The following is a 13924-nucleotide window of genomic DNA, read 5'->3' as shown; positions in this document are numbered from 1 at the left end:
TGGCGCACTACGATGGCACTGAAAAGCGACGCGCACGGCTTTCTTGTCGGTAGCCCGATAGAGTGGGGCCGTGCGATTGATACGTGGGCGCAAATTCTTACGGAGATCAAAGGGCTGCGGTCTGATCTCGGAAATGTTCCCCGCTCGACTAGCTCGCAAGCTGCGAGTACGGCGCGTGCGCGTAGCCAGTCGAGCGGTCCGACATTGGTATTGGTGCCGTCTGCAGTGTCGGCGCCGCGGCGCGGCAATAGCAACCACGTCACCATGATGCGCGGGCCGAATGGACGATTCCTTTCGGCGATTCCGTCGACCGCTCCTGCGAGCGCCGCACCGAAACCTGCTGTCGCTGTGGTCGCAGTCGTGAACGCCAGTCCTGTGCGGACGGCTAATGGACCTCAGGCGTTTCCGAAAGCCAATGCCCAGCTGATTCAGAGTCAGAACGCCGCAATGGCTCAAGCAGTTCGCGCAGCCTCCACAGCCCCGCGCGGCGGCATCAATCAGCCGCGGGGTGCCGGAGGCAAGTTTGTACCCAAGAATCCGGCGGCAACGCCCAGTTCGCCCGCTACACCGCCCTCGGTGCCCAACGCGGTCCCGAGCAAAGCCCCCCGCTCGAGGTTTTCGTGGCCGTGGCGCCGCGGCAAAAATAAGTCTCAGGAAGGCGGCGAAGACAAACCGTCGATCGCCTCTAGGACGGGGGAGCTTATCGACAAGGCTCCCGACATCGATCCGACGATAGCCGCTCTCAAAGAGGTCAGGGGCATCGTCTCGCCGCTAGGGCGCGGCGTCGGCATGCTGTTCGGCACAGGCAAATCCAGAGAAGCCTGGTACAGCCGTATCTGGAAGTCGCTCACTAGTCTGTTCAAGTTGCAGTCGAGCTTCAATGCGGCGGCGCTCAAAGCGCTCCAGAATCCGCCGGCTAAGTCAGGAATTCTGGGCGGCTTGCGCAATCTGCCAGTAGTAGGGCCCCTGATGAGGATCATCGGGGGCGTCGGTGGATTGTTAGGCCCGCTGCTCAAGTTGGGTGGAGGGCTCGGTGGTGGACTTCTAAAGGGCGGATTGAAAGGGGGGAAATTCCTTCTCAGGCGCCTTCCTTTACTAGGCGCGCTATTTGCGGGCGGGTCAGCAATCGCGAGTGCCGCTGGGTTCGGTGATGATCCGAACGCAACGCCCGAAGAAAATCGAAAGAAGCGATTCGAAGGTGCTGGCAGTGGCGTGGGATCGCTACTAGGCGGAGCGCTGGGAACCGTTTTGGGCGGACCAGCAGGGGCGCTCATTGGCGGCGTCATTGGGGACAAAGTTGGGGAGTTGGTCGGCGACTGGCTATCAACTGTCGACTGGGGAAAGATCGGCAAGCGCATAACCGATACCTGGGATTCGGCGGTTGGCATATTCGAGTCCGGGTGGAATAGCATCATCGGTTGGTTCAAAGACAAATTTGGCATAGCGGGGGACCTTGCCAAAAAGGCTAACGATGCCGTCAAGAATGCAACTGGCGTAGACGTAGCTGCGACCGCGAAAAGCGCGGCTAAGGCGGTGTCCAATGCTGCAGGGGCCGCGGCCGATATGGTCGGGAAGGGCGCAAGCGTTGCGGCAGACTACACTGAAGGTCGCTTGTCGAAAATGGCCAAGCCGATTGCGAATGCTGCGGGACAGGTTGTTTCCAAGCTGATCAGTTCGGTTGGATTGTCGCGCGTGTTCCAGAACAGCGACGGATCGATCGAGGAGCGCAAAGGCGGATCCGTTTCATGGCGGAACAACAACTCCGGAAATCTGAAGTTTGAATACGCCGGCAGTGCTGACCCCTCAGTGAAGTCGAAGCGTACAAAGGCACAAGCGCTAGCTGCGGCTCAGGTGCGGTACAAAGGTGTCGTTGATCTGGACCAATGGGGCAATGCGATATTCGATACCCAGGCATCCGGGGACGCAGCGCGCGCCCAACTGCTAAAGCAGTCTCACGGCAATGAGACAGTCGATCAGATGCTGTCCAAGTACGCTATTTCTGATTACAGCGGGAAAGCCAATATCGGTGCGTATTCGGCGACTATCAACAAGGTTGCTGGTGCGCGCGGCCTGAATCTCAGCGGCAAGAAAATCAGCGAGCTATCGCCCGCTGAGTTCTCTGCATTGATGGACGGCATGAAGCAGATGGAGGGCTTCAAGGTTGGGCAGACTAACATTTCCGGTGCGCCTGCGGGTTCCGCGAGCCTTGCGTCGGCGTTCAACTATCCGGGTGCCGTAACGATCGCATCCGTCGCGAGCAGTGGCGCTGCTCCGCGATTTTCTATGCCGATAGCTTCAGCCGCGCCGGCCGCACCGTCTGTTACGCCGATATTCACGTTGCCGCGTCAGGAGGCGCAGGCCGCATCGAATCAGCCTACGGTTTCGCAAGACGTGTCTGATCGAAAGGTAGCGCATCTGATTACGGGCGGCCTCGGTGGCTCGTTGTCCTGACTTTTGAGTGTAAACCACCACTTAAGACCGGGATTGGAAGAAACACTTACGCATTTAAGAGCCATATATGCAAAGTTTACGTTGCGTGTGGCTTACCGCACATTTAAGATTCGGGCGTCAGGGATATTCTTCGTATCTCTTGACGCGAATGTATTTCGGGCATAATCTGCACTTGTCGCCGTAGACAACGGCGCACGGGTTTGACAGCCCGGAATACACAGGCGCAAACAAGCCGCGCCGCACTCATGCACGCGGCTTTTGTTTTTGCGCAGCTTGGCATCGCTCCTATGGGCGGGCCGGGTGGGGAGGGCTTCGGCCCTGCCGGTTCCTGTGTTCCGGTCTGTCAACCCTGCTCGGTCCGCTCACCCCATTTGACAGTGGGGTAGCGGGACATAACCGCTACACAGGAAAAAGAACAATGCACGCTATTACGCCTTCTGACGACATCGGCGCCACCGCAGCAAAATCCCTCCTTCTCGACATCGACCGCATTCGACAGCAGACCGTCGAAGCCGCCGGCGACTTTGATCTCAACCGCATTGCCGATCTGATCATCCCTTTTCTCTCCCCCGATTTGGCTGGCCGGCGCGAGTTCGCGACAGTGCTGGCTGATTTTATGGCGACCATGCTGGACATGGGAGCATTGGACTTTGACTGTCTGAGATCCTGCGCCGAGCACTAACGCGATTTTGAGCCCGCCGCGTGCGGGCTTTGTTTTGATGTAAAGTATGCAAATATGGAGTTTGAAAGCGTATCTAGATACCGATGATTCTGGAGCTCTATGACCACCCTTAAAATTTACGATGTCGCTGTTCGTCAGGATGCCGATGGTCGGTACTGTCTGAATGATCTTCATCGCGCATCGGGCGGTGCCAAGCGTCATCAGCCATCCGACTGGCTGCGCCTCCAGCAGACTCAAGAGTTGGTCGCTGAGGTTGATAAGTCGATACCGGGAATTCCCGGTATTCAATCAAAACAAGGACTTGGAACGTTTGCTGTAGAGGAATTGGTGATCGCCTACGCATCATGGATATCGCCGGCCTTTCATCTTCGCGTGATCCGAACTTTCCGTGATACGGCAATGGGAAGTGCGGCCGGAGTCGAGCTCGCATCACAACCGCAGGCGCCGACAACACTGACGGGCGAAATCGCGCTACTTGAGTGCTTTGGTCGCTTGATGAACGTATCGGACTCGGGGAAGCTCGCGCTTCTGCACAAGCTCGGGGAAAACCACGGGCTAAATACGACCTTTCTGCCGCGCCAGGCGGTCGATGCACCTCTGGGCTCGAACGTCGACTCCAGTGAGCCGACCGCATCCGTCTCGGAGTTGCTCAAAAAACGTGGCGGGAAGATCAGCGCGCGCAAATTCAACCTGATGCTTGAGCAGGCCGGTTTCCTGCGACAGCACTATCGGAATACCACATCGCTGGACAAGTACCCCGATGGGCGCAAGGCATACTGGGCGATTACGCAAAAGGGCTTGCCATTTGGAAAAAACGTCGTCGATGCGGAGTGTCCGCGTGAGACGAAGCCGGTCTGGTTCACGGCGTCATTCGACGCGCTTTGCCGACTCGTATGGGCAGAGACCCGCGAGCCGGCCTGATGAATTGCGTGGCTCGATCGCGATACGCTGATCAGTGTGTAGGTGCTTTTGGAAAATGGCGACCAAAGTGACGAGGGGCATTCCTTAGATTGGGCGTAGATATCAATGCCCGTCTAAGGGGATCGCCGTGACCGTTTCAACGCCGTCTTACCTCAAGAGCTTTTACGATGCCACCCGCGCGATGGGGGACAAGGCGGTGTCGAGTGACGCCGCGTTCGAAATCACCGGGTTCGAGTCGATGTGGCTCGCGATCAAGGCCTTTCCGTGGCCGCAGGCTTCGACCGGAGGTGAAATCGAAGTCCCGACTCCCCTTGGCGCCGGAGCGTGGCAATCGCAGCAGTTGAAGATCCACAATCAAGGCCAGATCACTCTGTTCGAAACGCCGAAAGGGCAAGTAGATAACCTGATGCTGAACCTGCTGACGCAGGGCGGCAAGTTCAATGCGAAGGTGTACGAAGGCACGCCGGATCGGTTCTACCGCGCGAAGCCGATCTACGATTGCTTCATCCAGCTCGATACGCCCGATCGCGACTGGGAAAACCGGTCGCAGCTTCTGACGTTCAGCGGCACGTTGTACTTCCATTACTTCGGCGAAATCCTGCCGGGCAACATCACGTGACGGACAAGACGCTCGAAGACCTTGCAGCCGAGTGGCGGGAAGCAGACCGCCTAGTCGGTTGCGTTCTCCCACAGTCCCAGGTAGCGCAAGCGGCAGTGGCTGCTGCGCGCTTCTATGCGGGGTTCGGGTACATCGAGAGTCTCCTGCCGGCCGCACCGGCAACTCCCGCGCCGCAACCGTTTCCGGATTCGTTCGTCGATGACGTTTGGGGGCTGTTCGGCTTCATCTACGATTACCCGATTTTCGCGCCCCAGCCGCCCAAGATCATCCCGGGCTCGCCGCTCGCGCCCGTCGATTGGGTGCTCGATGCGACGACGGTCATTCAACCGAGTGAGTGGTCGGTGATCCGGTCGCTGTTCATTCTTTATGTTGAGCGGGAAAACGCGCTCTATCAGGAAGCTTCGCGCCAGGCTGGCCTTGAGGTGTATGGCCGGTCATCGTCCGAGATTGCGACCGACATCGAGCGCATGGAAACGGAACTTCCGCACCGGGCGGCCTGCCAGCCGATCTTCACGATCTAGAGCGATGGACCTTCTCGTCGGAACTCCGCTGATGTTGGTACGGGCCGATCTGGTTCTGTCGATCATCATCCGCTCCGACATGACGCCGACGCCTCAGACGTTGGAGGTGGTCGTCCGTCTGGACGACAAGCTGCAGGTGAATCTGACCGAGGGCAGTATTGTCCAGGCTGGGCCTGACGGCGCGAAGTACCAGATCATCAGCACCAAGACGCCAAAGGAAGTCGAAGCCACGCAGGGCGACCGCCCGTATGGGGTGATGTCGTTTATCGCGGTGCTCGCGAGCTGTGCGCCGGTTTCCCAGCGGCGCAAAACCGCGGTGATCAAACAGAACTGCGCGCTGACCGAGGTGTATCGCGCGTGCGGTGCAACGGCGATCATCCAGTCAGACTTCACGGTGCGCCGATTCGCCTGCTTCGTCGGCGGTGTGCCGTCGTACGGAATCGCGCAGCTCCTGCAGGAAGAGGGCGGCGGCATATTCTGGAACGGCAAGAGCATCCAGTTCATGCGCCTGATCGATATCTTCAAGCAGACGCCAGCGGTGACCTTGCCGGTCGATACCGCGATGGACATCTATAGCGACTTCATGCAATTGCATGAGGTGCCGTTCTTTTACAGCACGGCCGACGATGGGTCATTCATATTCGGGAACCGGACGGATAACCGCTCCGCGCGCTATATGCCGCGCTCTGACGTCCGCGTGCTGGCGAACATGACACGGGTGCTCGTGCAGAAAAAGACCCTCAATTCGCCGATCAACCCCCGCGTCAACGCCGGCAACCTCATCGTGATTGCGGGGACCCCGTATGCCGTCGTGACGGCGGCGCATGTCGAGCAGCGCGGCGGGGACGGCAGCGGCATCAATTCCTATTCGAAGTTCTGGCTGGGCACCTTGGAGACCGGATCGTGATGCTCGCCTCCAGAACGCCCGGAGTCGTCGTCAGTTATGACGCGGATACGCGCACTTGCATCGTCAAGATCCCGGGCATTACTGACGGCGCGGACAGCGGGCTCGAAGCGGACATCGAATATCCGATCGGCGACAAGAGCGCGAGTGGACACCCCACGGAAATCGAGATACTCGCGGGCGATCTCGTTTGGCTGGCGTTTGAGAATGGCGACCCGCGGTTCCCGATCATCACGGGCTGGCGCAACCCGCGCGCTGGAAACTCGACCGCGTGGCGCCGATGGCATCACCTCAATATCGAGATGAATGCCGACGACCAGGTGCTCATTACCGGCGTGCAGAACGTGACCGTGCAGACACAGACCGCGAACGTCAATGCATCGACGAGCGCCACGATCGATTCTCCGTTGACGCACTGTACCGGCGACATGACGGTCGACGGGACGCTCACCTACAAGGGCGGCATGAATGGTTCGAACAGCAATGGCGGCGCTACCGCTGTGATTCAGGGCGGCATAACGGTAGAGAACGGCGACGTGACTGTCGACGGTATCGGCGTCAAGAGTCACCACCACACCGCCCAGGGGGCGAACGCACCTACCACGGATTCACAGGCGTAAGGAGCAGCGATGCAGAACACGATTTTTTCATTCAATGACATGGCCGCCGATAGCCGGGTGGCCGCGAGCGTTTCGCATCGCTTCAGCCAGGCCGGCGCGCGCGTCGTGCAAGCCGAAGTCGACCCGAAGATGCGTCGCACGGCGGGCGTCTCCTACCGCACGGTCACGCTCACGTTTGCCGATGGCCAACGCGCGACGCTCTATGTGACGTCGTCCAATGAGATCTATCAGGTCGACCTGAACGGCAAAGTCATCCCGCTGCGCGATGGTGCCGATCATGTCCGCGCTATCGACGAGGTGGTGCGAATGATGGACTCCGGGCGCGTGCGATATCAGGCCACTCTGGCCAAGACGCGAGTCGCGCTCCCTACGGGAATCCGGACGGCCGCGCCCAGGATGGAAGAGGCGCTGCGGCAGAAGATCGCCGACCTCGACGCAGCGATTGCCGCGACTCACGAAGAGATTGCGCGCTATGCCTGACCTCGCGGATATGGCCGATGGTGCCGCGTGGATTGATGTAGAGGTTGGCGTTCGTCGCGTCCGGGCGGCGGAGCGGCTGCCTGCGTGCGGTCATTGCTACAACTGCTCAGAGCCTGTCGATGCCGGCCTTCGCTTCTGCGACTCGGCATGCCGGTCTGATTACGAGGCGCGCGAGGCTGCCCGCAAGCGTGCGGGCCGCTAATCTGGAAAACGGGGAGGGGAGCGACGTATCGCAGTCCACAGAATTGGAATTGCACCGATTGCGCGGGTTTGGCCTGCGCTCAGGCGAACCCGGATCAATTCTCCATGAGGACAGCGATGCATACCCAGCGCGCGCAATACAGCAACAGAGAAACGGCGAACATCGAAGTGTTCGCCAATCAGCTGCGCGAGACCGCGCACACCGGCGGAACGTTCGATTCCGCTGCCGCCGGCGATTTCATCAGCAACGTAACGAATCAGTCGGCTGGCGTAACCGGCATCGAAATGCCGCGTTCGTTGTCAATGCTGCTGGACGAGATGAAGCAGCCGGATCAGAACCGCGTGATTCGCGGCCTGCTCGACGGTATCGCGAACTACGAAGAGCAGCATGGCGAGTTGCCCACGGCTGACAAGATCGAGGCGGCGCTAGCGCAGGGCTATGCCACCACGGAGCATGCGCGCAAGACGTATTCCCTGGATTCGGCGAGCAGCCTCGCGAGTGATCCGCTTTCGCTGCAGCCGAACCGCGCTGTCGTCGCGATCACCGCGGCGCTGGCCGAAGCGATCCCGGTTGCGAACTACCTGCCGGTCGACATCGGCTCGAACCAGGCGAAGCTGGTGATTGTCTCCCACCTCGCCGGCAACAACTACGGCAGCTACGCGCAGAACGCTCTGATGGACGGCGTCTATAGCGGTCAGCCGTACGTCACGTCGGCGCGCGTCGATACCGGTGTCCTGCAAGCGACCGGCCCGAATACGGGTTCGTACACCGCGACCCTGACGCAGGTTCAAGCGACGACGGAAACCTGTAATCAGGGCGCGACAGGGGCGGTTGTGCTGCCGGGTCGCACGAAAGTCTACGTCAACGGTTTTCCTTGCGCGTTCGAAGTGAAGCCGTCGAGCGGCGCTACGGTGGGCGTGCTGAGCGGCTCGATCACCCTGGGCGCGACGACGTTCACGATTTCCGGTTCGGTGACCTACGCCACAGGCGTGATCGTCATCACGTTCTCGGGTGCTTTGCCGGGTGGCACGATCGTGCTGGCGGAAGGTTTCATCGATTACGAACATTCGCCGTCGGGTACGACGCCGGTCATCATCACGAACGCTCAACCGTTCGACCTGTATGCCGCGCCGTGGCGTGTCACGACGAAGCAGTCGATCGATACCCGCACCCAGTTCGCAAACGAACTCGGGTTGGACCCGGCGGCTGAGTCGATGCTCGCGGTGCGCTTCCAGTTCGCGAACGAACGTCACTACGACGTGCTGCGCAAGGCGTACCGGATTGGTCAGCAACGCGCGTACTCGTTCAACATGAACTGGGCCGCGGAAGGTACGTACAAGACGCGCGCCAAGATCTGGCAAGACTTCTCGGCGGTGATCGGTGCCGCGTCGCAACAGATGGCGCAAGACACCATCGACCACGGCATCACTCACTTGTACGTCTCGAAGAACGTAATGGCGCAGCTGATCTCGCTGCCGACCGACCTCTTCGAGCCGAGCGGTGTGACCGTGCGTCCCGGCATCTACCGACTCGGGCGTTTGTTTGGCCAGTACGAGGTGTACTACTCGCCCTACGTCGCGTTCGATTCCCCCGACGGCACGACGGCGACGATCGTCGGCATCGGTCGCTCCTCGCAGGTGGCTCGCTGCCCGTTCGTGCTCGGCGATGCGGTGCCGCCGACCGTGAACCCGGTGCCGATGAACTTTGACCAGGTCAGCGGCGCTGCGTTCTACGCGCGGAACTTCACGTCGGTGAACCCGCATCAGCCGTCGTCGATGGGCGCCTGCATCTTCACCATCACCAACATGAACCTGAATTCGTAATTCAGGCGGAACGGAGGATAGCCACATGGCCAAGCGTACAGCGAATGTCGGCTCTCCTTCCCTTCCGGGGAAGGATGAAGCCAGCGTCGTCGAGAAGGAGTTCGCCGGGGAGAAATTCCCGACGAACTTCAAGCTCACCAACAACACCCTGCATCCGTTGAGCTTCCCGGATGTGCGGGCATCCCTGCAAAACAACCTCGTGACCGATGGTTCGAATTCGCAGGTGGTAGAGATCCGTGACGCGGATCAGTTCCAGCGGTTGGTGACCGACATCGAGCACCTGTCCGCGCATTACGGCTGGACCGATGCCGTGACGATCGAGGAAACGGTGGATCTAGTCGAGCAGCCGGTGCCGGCCGTCGAAGTGCCGCCGGTACCGCCCATCGAGATTCCGGTCTCGAACGTCTCGACGGAATAAGGGGAATCCATGTCCGCGCCTTTCGTGCGTCAACTCGGTAGCCAGCCGGGTATTCAGCTTAACCCGCTGCAAGACAACTCGGACGGGTTTGCTCCGCCGCCGACCGATCAGGTGTTTGCTTGCGCGGCGCGCTTTACGCGCGGTCGTATCGATAAGCCCTTCCGCGCCAATGCTGGTAACTTCCTGACGAAGTGCGGCCCGGGTGAGACGATTCGCGTGAATGCGCTCAACGAGGCGCACGTGCAGATCTATGAGGCGCTGAACAATGGCGCGGCCTCGGCGGTGCTCCAGCGCCTCGTTACTCCGGGTGCGGTTCTCAGTGCGATTCAGGTCGCACAATCAACCTCACCGGTCACCGCGTTCGCATATTCGCTCATCACCGGCACGCCCACCGTTCCGTACCTCTTTACGGTACAGGACCTGAACTGTTTCAACGACGGCATCAAACTGTCCTTCCACTCGCCGCAACTTATGAGTGCCGGCGCGCCGGTCGCCAATACGGCGATCACGCTGCGTATTCTCGACGCGAACGGCAACAAACTGTGGGAGTTCACGGGCGATCTAGATCCTCTCGAGGTCGACGACTACGGCAACAGCCTTTACTTGCCGGACGTCATCGCTCAACAGACGGACTCGTTCGTGGTTAGCGTAGCTGCGGGCGCCGCGATCACGGTGGGTTCGGATGCGTATGGTCGGGATGCCAACGGCAACGACAAGTGGGCGACGTCGCCTGTTCAGATCTACTTCAGCGAAGGTGGCTTCGCCTACGCGACGACGGACTACGCCGCGGCAGCGACCGCGCTGCAACGTACGCCTCTAGACTTCGGCTACATCATAAGCGGCGGCTCGCAGTCGCCGGCGCTGATCGGGCAACTGGTGCAGCTTTCGTACAACACGAATACCCAGTTCCGATTCGACGTGCCTGGAACGCTAACGCCGGCCGCCGCCGAAACATTCATTGCCCAGCTGAGCCTCGACACTCATTACGTCGGGGCCTTCTGGGCGCCGCTCAAGACGAATGACCCGCTCGGCATCAACGGCAAGGTGGTGATCGGGACGGCTGGCTATAACGTCGCTCGAGCCTGCGCTCGCAATGCGCAGACGAACTCGAAAGGCTTCGCGCCGAAGAACTACCCGATCGCGGGCAAGGCGTGGCCGCTGAATCGTACGGGCATCACCCAGATTTACAGCCCGCTCGACAACGAACTGAGCGATCTAGCCGACGCGAAGATCAACCCGGTGCTTTGGGAAACCTACAACGGCGGCGGTGCGTACGTCTTCACGGACTCGCTGACGACGGCCGTCACAAAGGTCTCGTTGCGCAAACTCATCTCCGTATCAGAGATGGCGACGACCATTGACCAGTGGATCACGCTATTCGGCAAGGAGGTCATGCAACTTCCGCAGGAAGTCTCCATCAAGAAGCTGAACGACTTCCTGACGACGACCTTCAATGGCGCACAAACGTCGGGCTGGATCAAGCCGAGTCAGTACATGAATGGCGCGGCCTACCAGTTTCTCGTGCAGCCCAACGCTGTCGAGCCGGCGGACAAGATCGACGTGACGCACTCGTTGCATTACGACGGCGTAACTCGCCAGATCACCGTCACCCAAACGCTGTCCAAATAACCGGCATCCTTAAGAGGAGCTTCACCATGAATTCGCATTACCCGGCCGCCGACCTCCTGCGGGCAGCGGTGGCTCAACCGAAAGAGAAAGCCGTCATCAAGCCGAAGATCGTACTTGACGGCATTGCTGACGATCCGGACGCGGCTGGCGACGCGCAGGATTACGCGCTCACGAATCTCGCCGTGACGACCGCGGCGGCGATTCAGGATTGGGCCGAGACCGACGATCTCGATGAAGGCGAGACGCTGGCTGACCGCCTGCAAAACACGCTCGTCGGCGTGGTCGATCCGGATCAGGACGGCGACGAACTGGACGACGATGAGCAGGACGTGCTGGGCTTCGTGCTCGAAGCGGCCGGTGACTACCTTGCGGCGAAAGGCGTAGCCGAGGACGACATCGATGCGCTGATGAACGACTGGGACAACGATGCCGCCGTACGCATTCAGGACCTGCTCGTTTCGACTTTGCCGAATGGTGACGAAGCCGCTGCCGACGACATCGACGACTTCGCCTTCGCTGAAGACGATCCCACGCTCGACGCAGCCTACAAGACGAAAAGCGCGGTGCGCGGCGGCAAGAAGGTGCGCATCCGTAAGCGAATCAGCGGCACCGTGAAGCTTTCGCCCAAACAGAAGCTCGCGATCCGCAAGGCGCAAAAGAAGGCGCATTCGGCCGGCGCCATGTCGCGTCGCATCAAGTCGCTGCGTAAAGAAGGCCTGGCGAAGTAGGCCTCCAGCCCGGCTTTTGACTCGTACGGGCTGCCCGCGATGGGCGGCCCGTTTTGTTCCCACGGGGGAATCGTATGGCGGTATCGAACGGCGGCACGGGCGCCGCGCCGGGGACTCTTCTTCCGGACCCATCCGTGACGTGGACGGGACTCAACCCGAACCTCATTGCGCGCTTCTTCGCAGTCGACAACAAGGGTGTCCCCGTTCAGCCGCAGATTGAAGTGTGCGCGCCGCTGACCGACGTACATATGGATGCAGTGCTGAACTGGCAAAGCCCGTTCGAGTCGTCAAGCCCAGACACGAAGGCTCCCGCACTGATGGCCATGGTGCAGAGCGGGCTGCTGGCCACGGTACTGGCCGACACGACGAACGTGACACTTCAGAAGGCGAGTCAGCCACTTCAGAATTTCGCAAATCAGCAAAATCAGGCGTTGCAGTCTCTGCAAGGGATGACCGGCATCACGAAGCTTAATAGTGTCCAGGTATTCACCGGTATGCCCCCGCTGAAGATCCAGTTGACGGCGCTATTTCGTGCATTCGCAGATCCACAGTCAGAAGTCGAGCAGCCATTCGTTCAACTCATGTCGTGGGCACTACCGCAGAAGCTATCTGCTGATTCGATCGTGCAGCGCGTGTCGAATGCGAACCAGAGCGGCGGTGGTGTGTCGGCTTACCTCAAGGCGCTGCTGCCATCGATCGCACCGACGATGGTCGGGTTTCAGTACAAGCGTCGGCTCTACGCTCCAATGGTGATCGAGAGCATCGGTGAACCGATGTCTTCGCCGATCGACGTCAACGGGTTTTATACCGAGCTCGCTGTGCCGATGACGATCGCGACGCTCACGGCCCTCGATAAGGATGATTACGCGCTAATCACTCAGAACTCGCCGACGGGCTCGACAAACTCCTCCGGGAACACCTCTCAATGATCAATTTTTCCCCGCTCCGCACGCGCCGGCTGTCGGTGCGCATGCGCGAGCTGTCTATCGGTGATGCGATCCTGCTGCTTTCGATCCCCTCCGAAATGAACGAAGCGGCGACGACGGAATTGCTGCGGAAGATCATCGAGTCCGCCGAGCGTCCGACCGACCGGCATGTCACCGATCCGCGCGCGTGGACGGTACAGGAACGGATGTTTGCGGTCTGCCACTACCTCGCCAGCACGAGCGAAACGGGCCCCGACTTCGAGATCGGCCGGGGCGGCAAATATTCCGACTACCTCGATACGCAGCAAGATGCGCCCGGCGATCCCGTACCCGTCGGTACCGTCGGCGATGACGAGTGGCTGATCCAGCCGCTGATCGGTGCAGCTGCGGAGTGCATCGAGCAGCTGGCCGGCGACATAGGGCCTGCCATCAAGGGGCGGTTCCACTGGATCCTCGGCGCGATGGCGGCGCAATTGATACGTAAGGGGGAGGCGGCACCGGAGCATGCGGACTTGCCGGCCTATGTCGAGTGGTTGCGGTCGCGCATGAAGACGTTTGCCGCGTATCCCGAGTCGGATTTTGTACAACTACTCGCGGCGTTCATGCAAGGCCAGGAGCGCTTGCGGCATTTCTTCGCGATTCAATTCAATGAGGACGGCGTGATCGCGCTTCCAGTTCGGAAACAGGAGGCGGGGGCGGCTGAGTTGCCCCCGACACGATTTCCAGTGGGCTCCTGCGTCAGCGACTTCGCGAAGGGAATTGCTGGAAAACTTGAACAATGAAATCGCGACCGTCTCCCTATATTTTCATACGTCGCTTGTCGATGCACCGAAGCTCACACGGTCGGCGCTGATGGACATCACGAAGACCAAGGTCTTCACGGATTGGAAGGCCTCGCGCGAGGCCTCGCACAATCTGAGCATCGGCATTCTCGAGCGCATCGATAACGTGGTGCGGGCCATCGTCAACCTCGGCAAGGCTCTTGCCCACCGCTAACAAG

The 13924-nt window shown here is 60.2% G+C and carries 15 protein-coding genes; all 15 read left to right on the top strand.

Translation table 11 applies throughout. From position 1 onward, the window contains the following. The first annotated feature begins 12 nt into the window (after positions 1-12). The 15 genes from AC07WT_RS09790 (at position 13) to AC07WT_RS09720 (ending at position 13920) form a co-directional block, all read left to right on the top strand. On the top strand, positions 13-2451 hold the full coding sequence (locus AC07WT_RS09790) for a hypothetical protein (protein ID WP_494946921.1): 2439 nt from the start codon (positions 13-15) through the stop codon (positions 2449-2451). A gap of 418 nt (positions 2452-2869) precedes the next feature. Further along, positions 2870-3133 carry a hypothetical protein gene (locus tag AC07WT_RS09785; protein WP_494946920.1) on the top strand — a complete coding sequence of 88 codons (264 nt, stop codon included), beginning with the start codon at positions 2870-2872 and terminating at the stop codon, positions 3131-3133. Between the two features lie 99 nt (positions 3134-3232). Further along, the gene (locus AC07WT_RS09780) at positions 3233-4054 is read left to right on the top strand and encodes a KilA-N domain-containing protein (RefSeq protein ID WP_494946919.1); all 822 of its coding nucleotides are present in this window, start codon (positions 3233-3235) and stop codon (positions 4052-4054) included. A 127-nt stretch (positions 4055-4181) separates the two neighbouring features. Next, positions 4182-4673: a hypothetical protein gene (locus tag AC07WT_RS09775; RefSeq protein WP_494946918.1), complete on the top strand. Its 492-nt coding sequence runs from the start codon at positions 4182-4184 to the stop codon at positions 4671-4673. After that, entirely contained in the window at positions 4670-5194 is a 525-nt protein-coding gene (locus tag AC07WT_RS09770; RefSeq protein ID WP_494946917.1) for a hypothetical protein, read from the top strand. Before AC07WT_RS09775 ends, AC07WT_RS09770 begins: the two co-directional genes overlap by 4 nt. Further along, positions 5100-6101 carry a hypothetical protein gene (locus AC07WT_RS09765; RefSeq protein ID WP_494946916.1) on the top strand — a complete coding sequence of 334 codons (1002 nt, stop codon included), beginning with the start codon at positions 5100-5102 and terminating at the stop codon, positions 6099-6101. Before AC07WT_RS09770 ends, AC07WT_RS09765 begins: the two co-directional genes overlap by 95 nt. Beyond that, a complete protein-coding gene (locus AC07WT_RS09760) occupies positions 6101-6718 on the top strand; it encodes a phage baseplate assembly protein V (RefSeq protein WP_494946915.1) in 618 nt (205 codons plus the stop codon). Before AC07WT_RS09765 ends, AC07WT_RS09760 begins: the two co-directional genes overlap by 1 nt. 9 nt (positions 6719-6727) lie before the next feature. Then, entirely contained in the window at positions 6728-7198 is a 471-nt protein-coding gene (locus tag AC07WT_RS09755; protein WP_494946914.1) for a defense against restriction DarA-related protein, read from the top strand. Between the two features lie 318 nt (positions 7199-7516). Beyond that, positions 7517-9223, top strand: coding sequence for a hypothetical protein (locus tag AC07WT_RS09750; RefSeq protein ID WP_494946913.1), 1707 nt, complete (start codon positions 7517-7519; stop codon positions 9221-9223). Between the two features lie 25 nt (positions 9224-9248). Next, entirely contained in the window at positions 9249-9641 is a 393-nt protein-coding gene (locus AC07WT_RS09745) for a hypothetical protein (RefSeq protein ID WP_494946912.1), read from the top strand. Between the two features lie 9 nt (positions 9642-9650). Then, positions 9651-11270, top strand: coding sequence for a hypothetical protein (locus AC07WT_RS09740; protein WP_494946911.1), 1620 nt, complete (start codon positions 9651-9653; stop codon positions 11268-11270). Positions 11271-11296: 26 nt separating this feature from the next. Then, positions 11297-11998: a hypothetical protein gene (locus AC07WT_RS09735; protein WP_494946910.1), complete on the top strand. Its 702-nt coding sequence runs from the start codon at positions 11297-11299 to the stop codon at positions 11996-11998. Between the two features lie 74 nt (positions 11999-12072). Next, the gene (locus tag AC07WT_RS09730; RefSeq protein ID WP_494946909.1) at positions 12073-12927 is read left to right on the top strand and encodes a hypothetical protein; all 855 of its coding nucleotides are present in this window, start codon (positions 12073-12075) and stop codon (positions 12925-12927) included. Next, positions 12924-13706, top strand: coding sequence for a hypothetical protein (locus AC07WT_RS09725; protein WP_494946908.1), 783 nt, complete (start codon positions 12924-12926; stop codon positions 13704-13706). Before AC07WT_RS09730 ends, AC07WT_RS09725 begins: the two co-directional genes overlap by 4 nt. Continuing rightward, on the top strand, positions 13696-13920 hold the full coding sequence (locus AC07WT_RS09720; protein WP_494946907.1) for a hypothetical protein: 225 nt from the start codon (positions 13696-13698) through the stop codon (positions 13918-13920). The genes AC07WT_RS09725 and AC07WT_RS09720 overlap by 11 nt, the downstream gene beginning before the upstream one ends. The last annotated feature ends 4 nt before the right edge of the window (positions 13921-13924 follow it).

The organism is Paraburkholderia sp. GW821-FHT02A12, assembly GCF_059422005.1.
Note: the sequence above shows the minus strand (reverse complement) of the source record. Positions and strands in the feature narration are given on the sequence as shown.

Bases quoted from the DNA above. Each gene is read 5' to 3' on its own strand.
- AC07WT_RS09790 (WP_494946921.1), top strand. From the start codon at position 13: ATGGCACTGAAAAGCGACGCGCACGGCTTTCTTGTCGGTAGCCCGATA.
- AC07WT_RS09785 (WP_494946920.1), top strand. From the start codon at position 2,870: ATGCACGCTATTACGCCTTCTGACGACATCGGCGCCACCGCAGCAAAA.
- AC07WT_RS09780 (WP_494946919.1), top strand. From the start codon at position 3,233: ATGACCACCCTTAAAATTTACGATGTCGCTGTTCGTCAGGATGCCGAT.
- AC07WT_RS09765 (WP_494946916.1), top strand. From the start codon at position 5,100: ATGGCCGGTCATCGTCCGAGATTGCGACCGACATCGAGCGCATGGAAA.
- AC07WT_RS09760 (WP_494946915.1), top strand. From the start codon at position 6,101: ATGCTCGCCTCCAGAACGCCCGGAGTCGTCGTCAGTTATGACGCGGAT.
- AC07WT_RS09755 (WP_494946914.1), top strand. From the start codon at position 6,728: ATGCAGAACACGATTTTTTCATTCAATGACATGGCCGCCGATAGCCGG.
- AC07WT_RS09750 (WP_494946913.1), top strand. From the start codon at position 7,517: ATGCATACCCAGCGCGCGCAATACAGCAACAGAGAAACGGCGAACATC.
- AC07WT_RS09745 (WP_494946912.1), top strand. From the start codon at position 9,249: ATGGCCAAGCGTACAGCGAATGTCGGCTCTCCTTCCCTTCCGGGGAAG.
- AC07WT_RS09740 (WP_494946911.1), top strand. From the start codon at position 9,651: ATGTCCGCGCCTTTCGTGCGTCAACTCGGTAGCCAGCCGGGTATTCAG.
- AC07WT_RS09735 (WP_494946910.1), top strand. From the start codon at position 11,297: ATGAATTCGCATTACCCGGCCGCCGACCTCCTGCGGGCAGCGGTGGCT.
- AC07WT_RS09730 (WP_494946909.1), top strand. From the start codon at position 12,073: ATGGCGGTATCGAACGGCGGCACGGGCGCCGCGCCGGGGACTCTTCTT.
- AC07WT_RS09725 (WP_494946908.1), top strand. From the start codon at position 12,924: ATGATCAATTTTTCCCCGCTCCGCACGCGCCGGCTGTCGGTGCGCATG.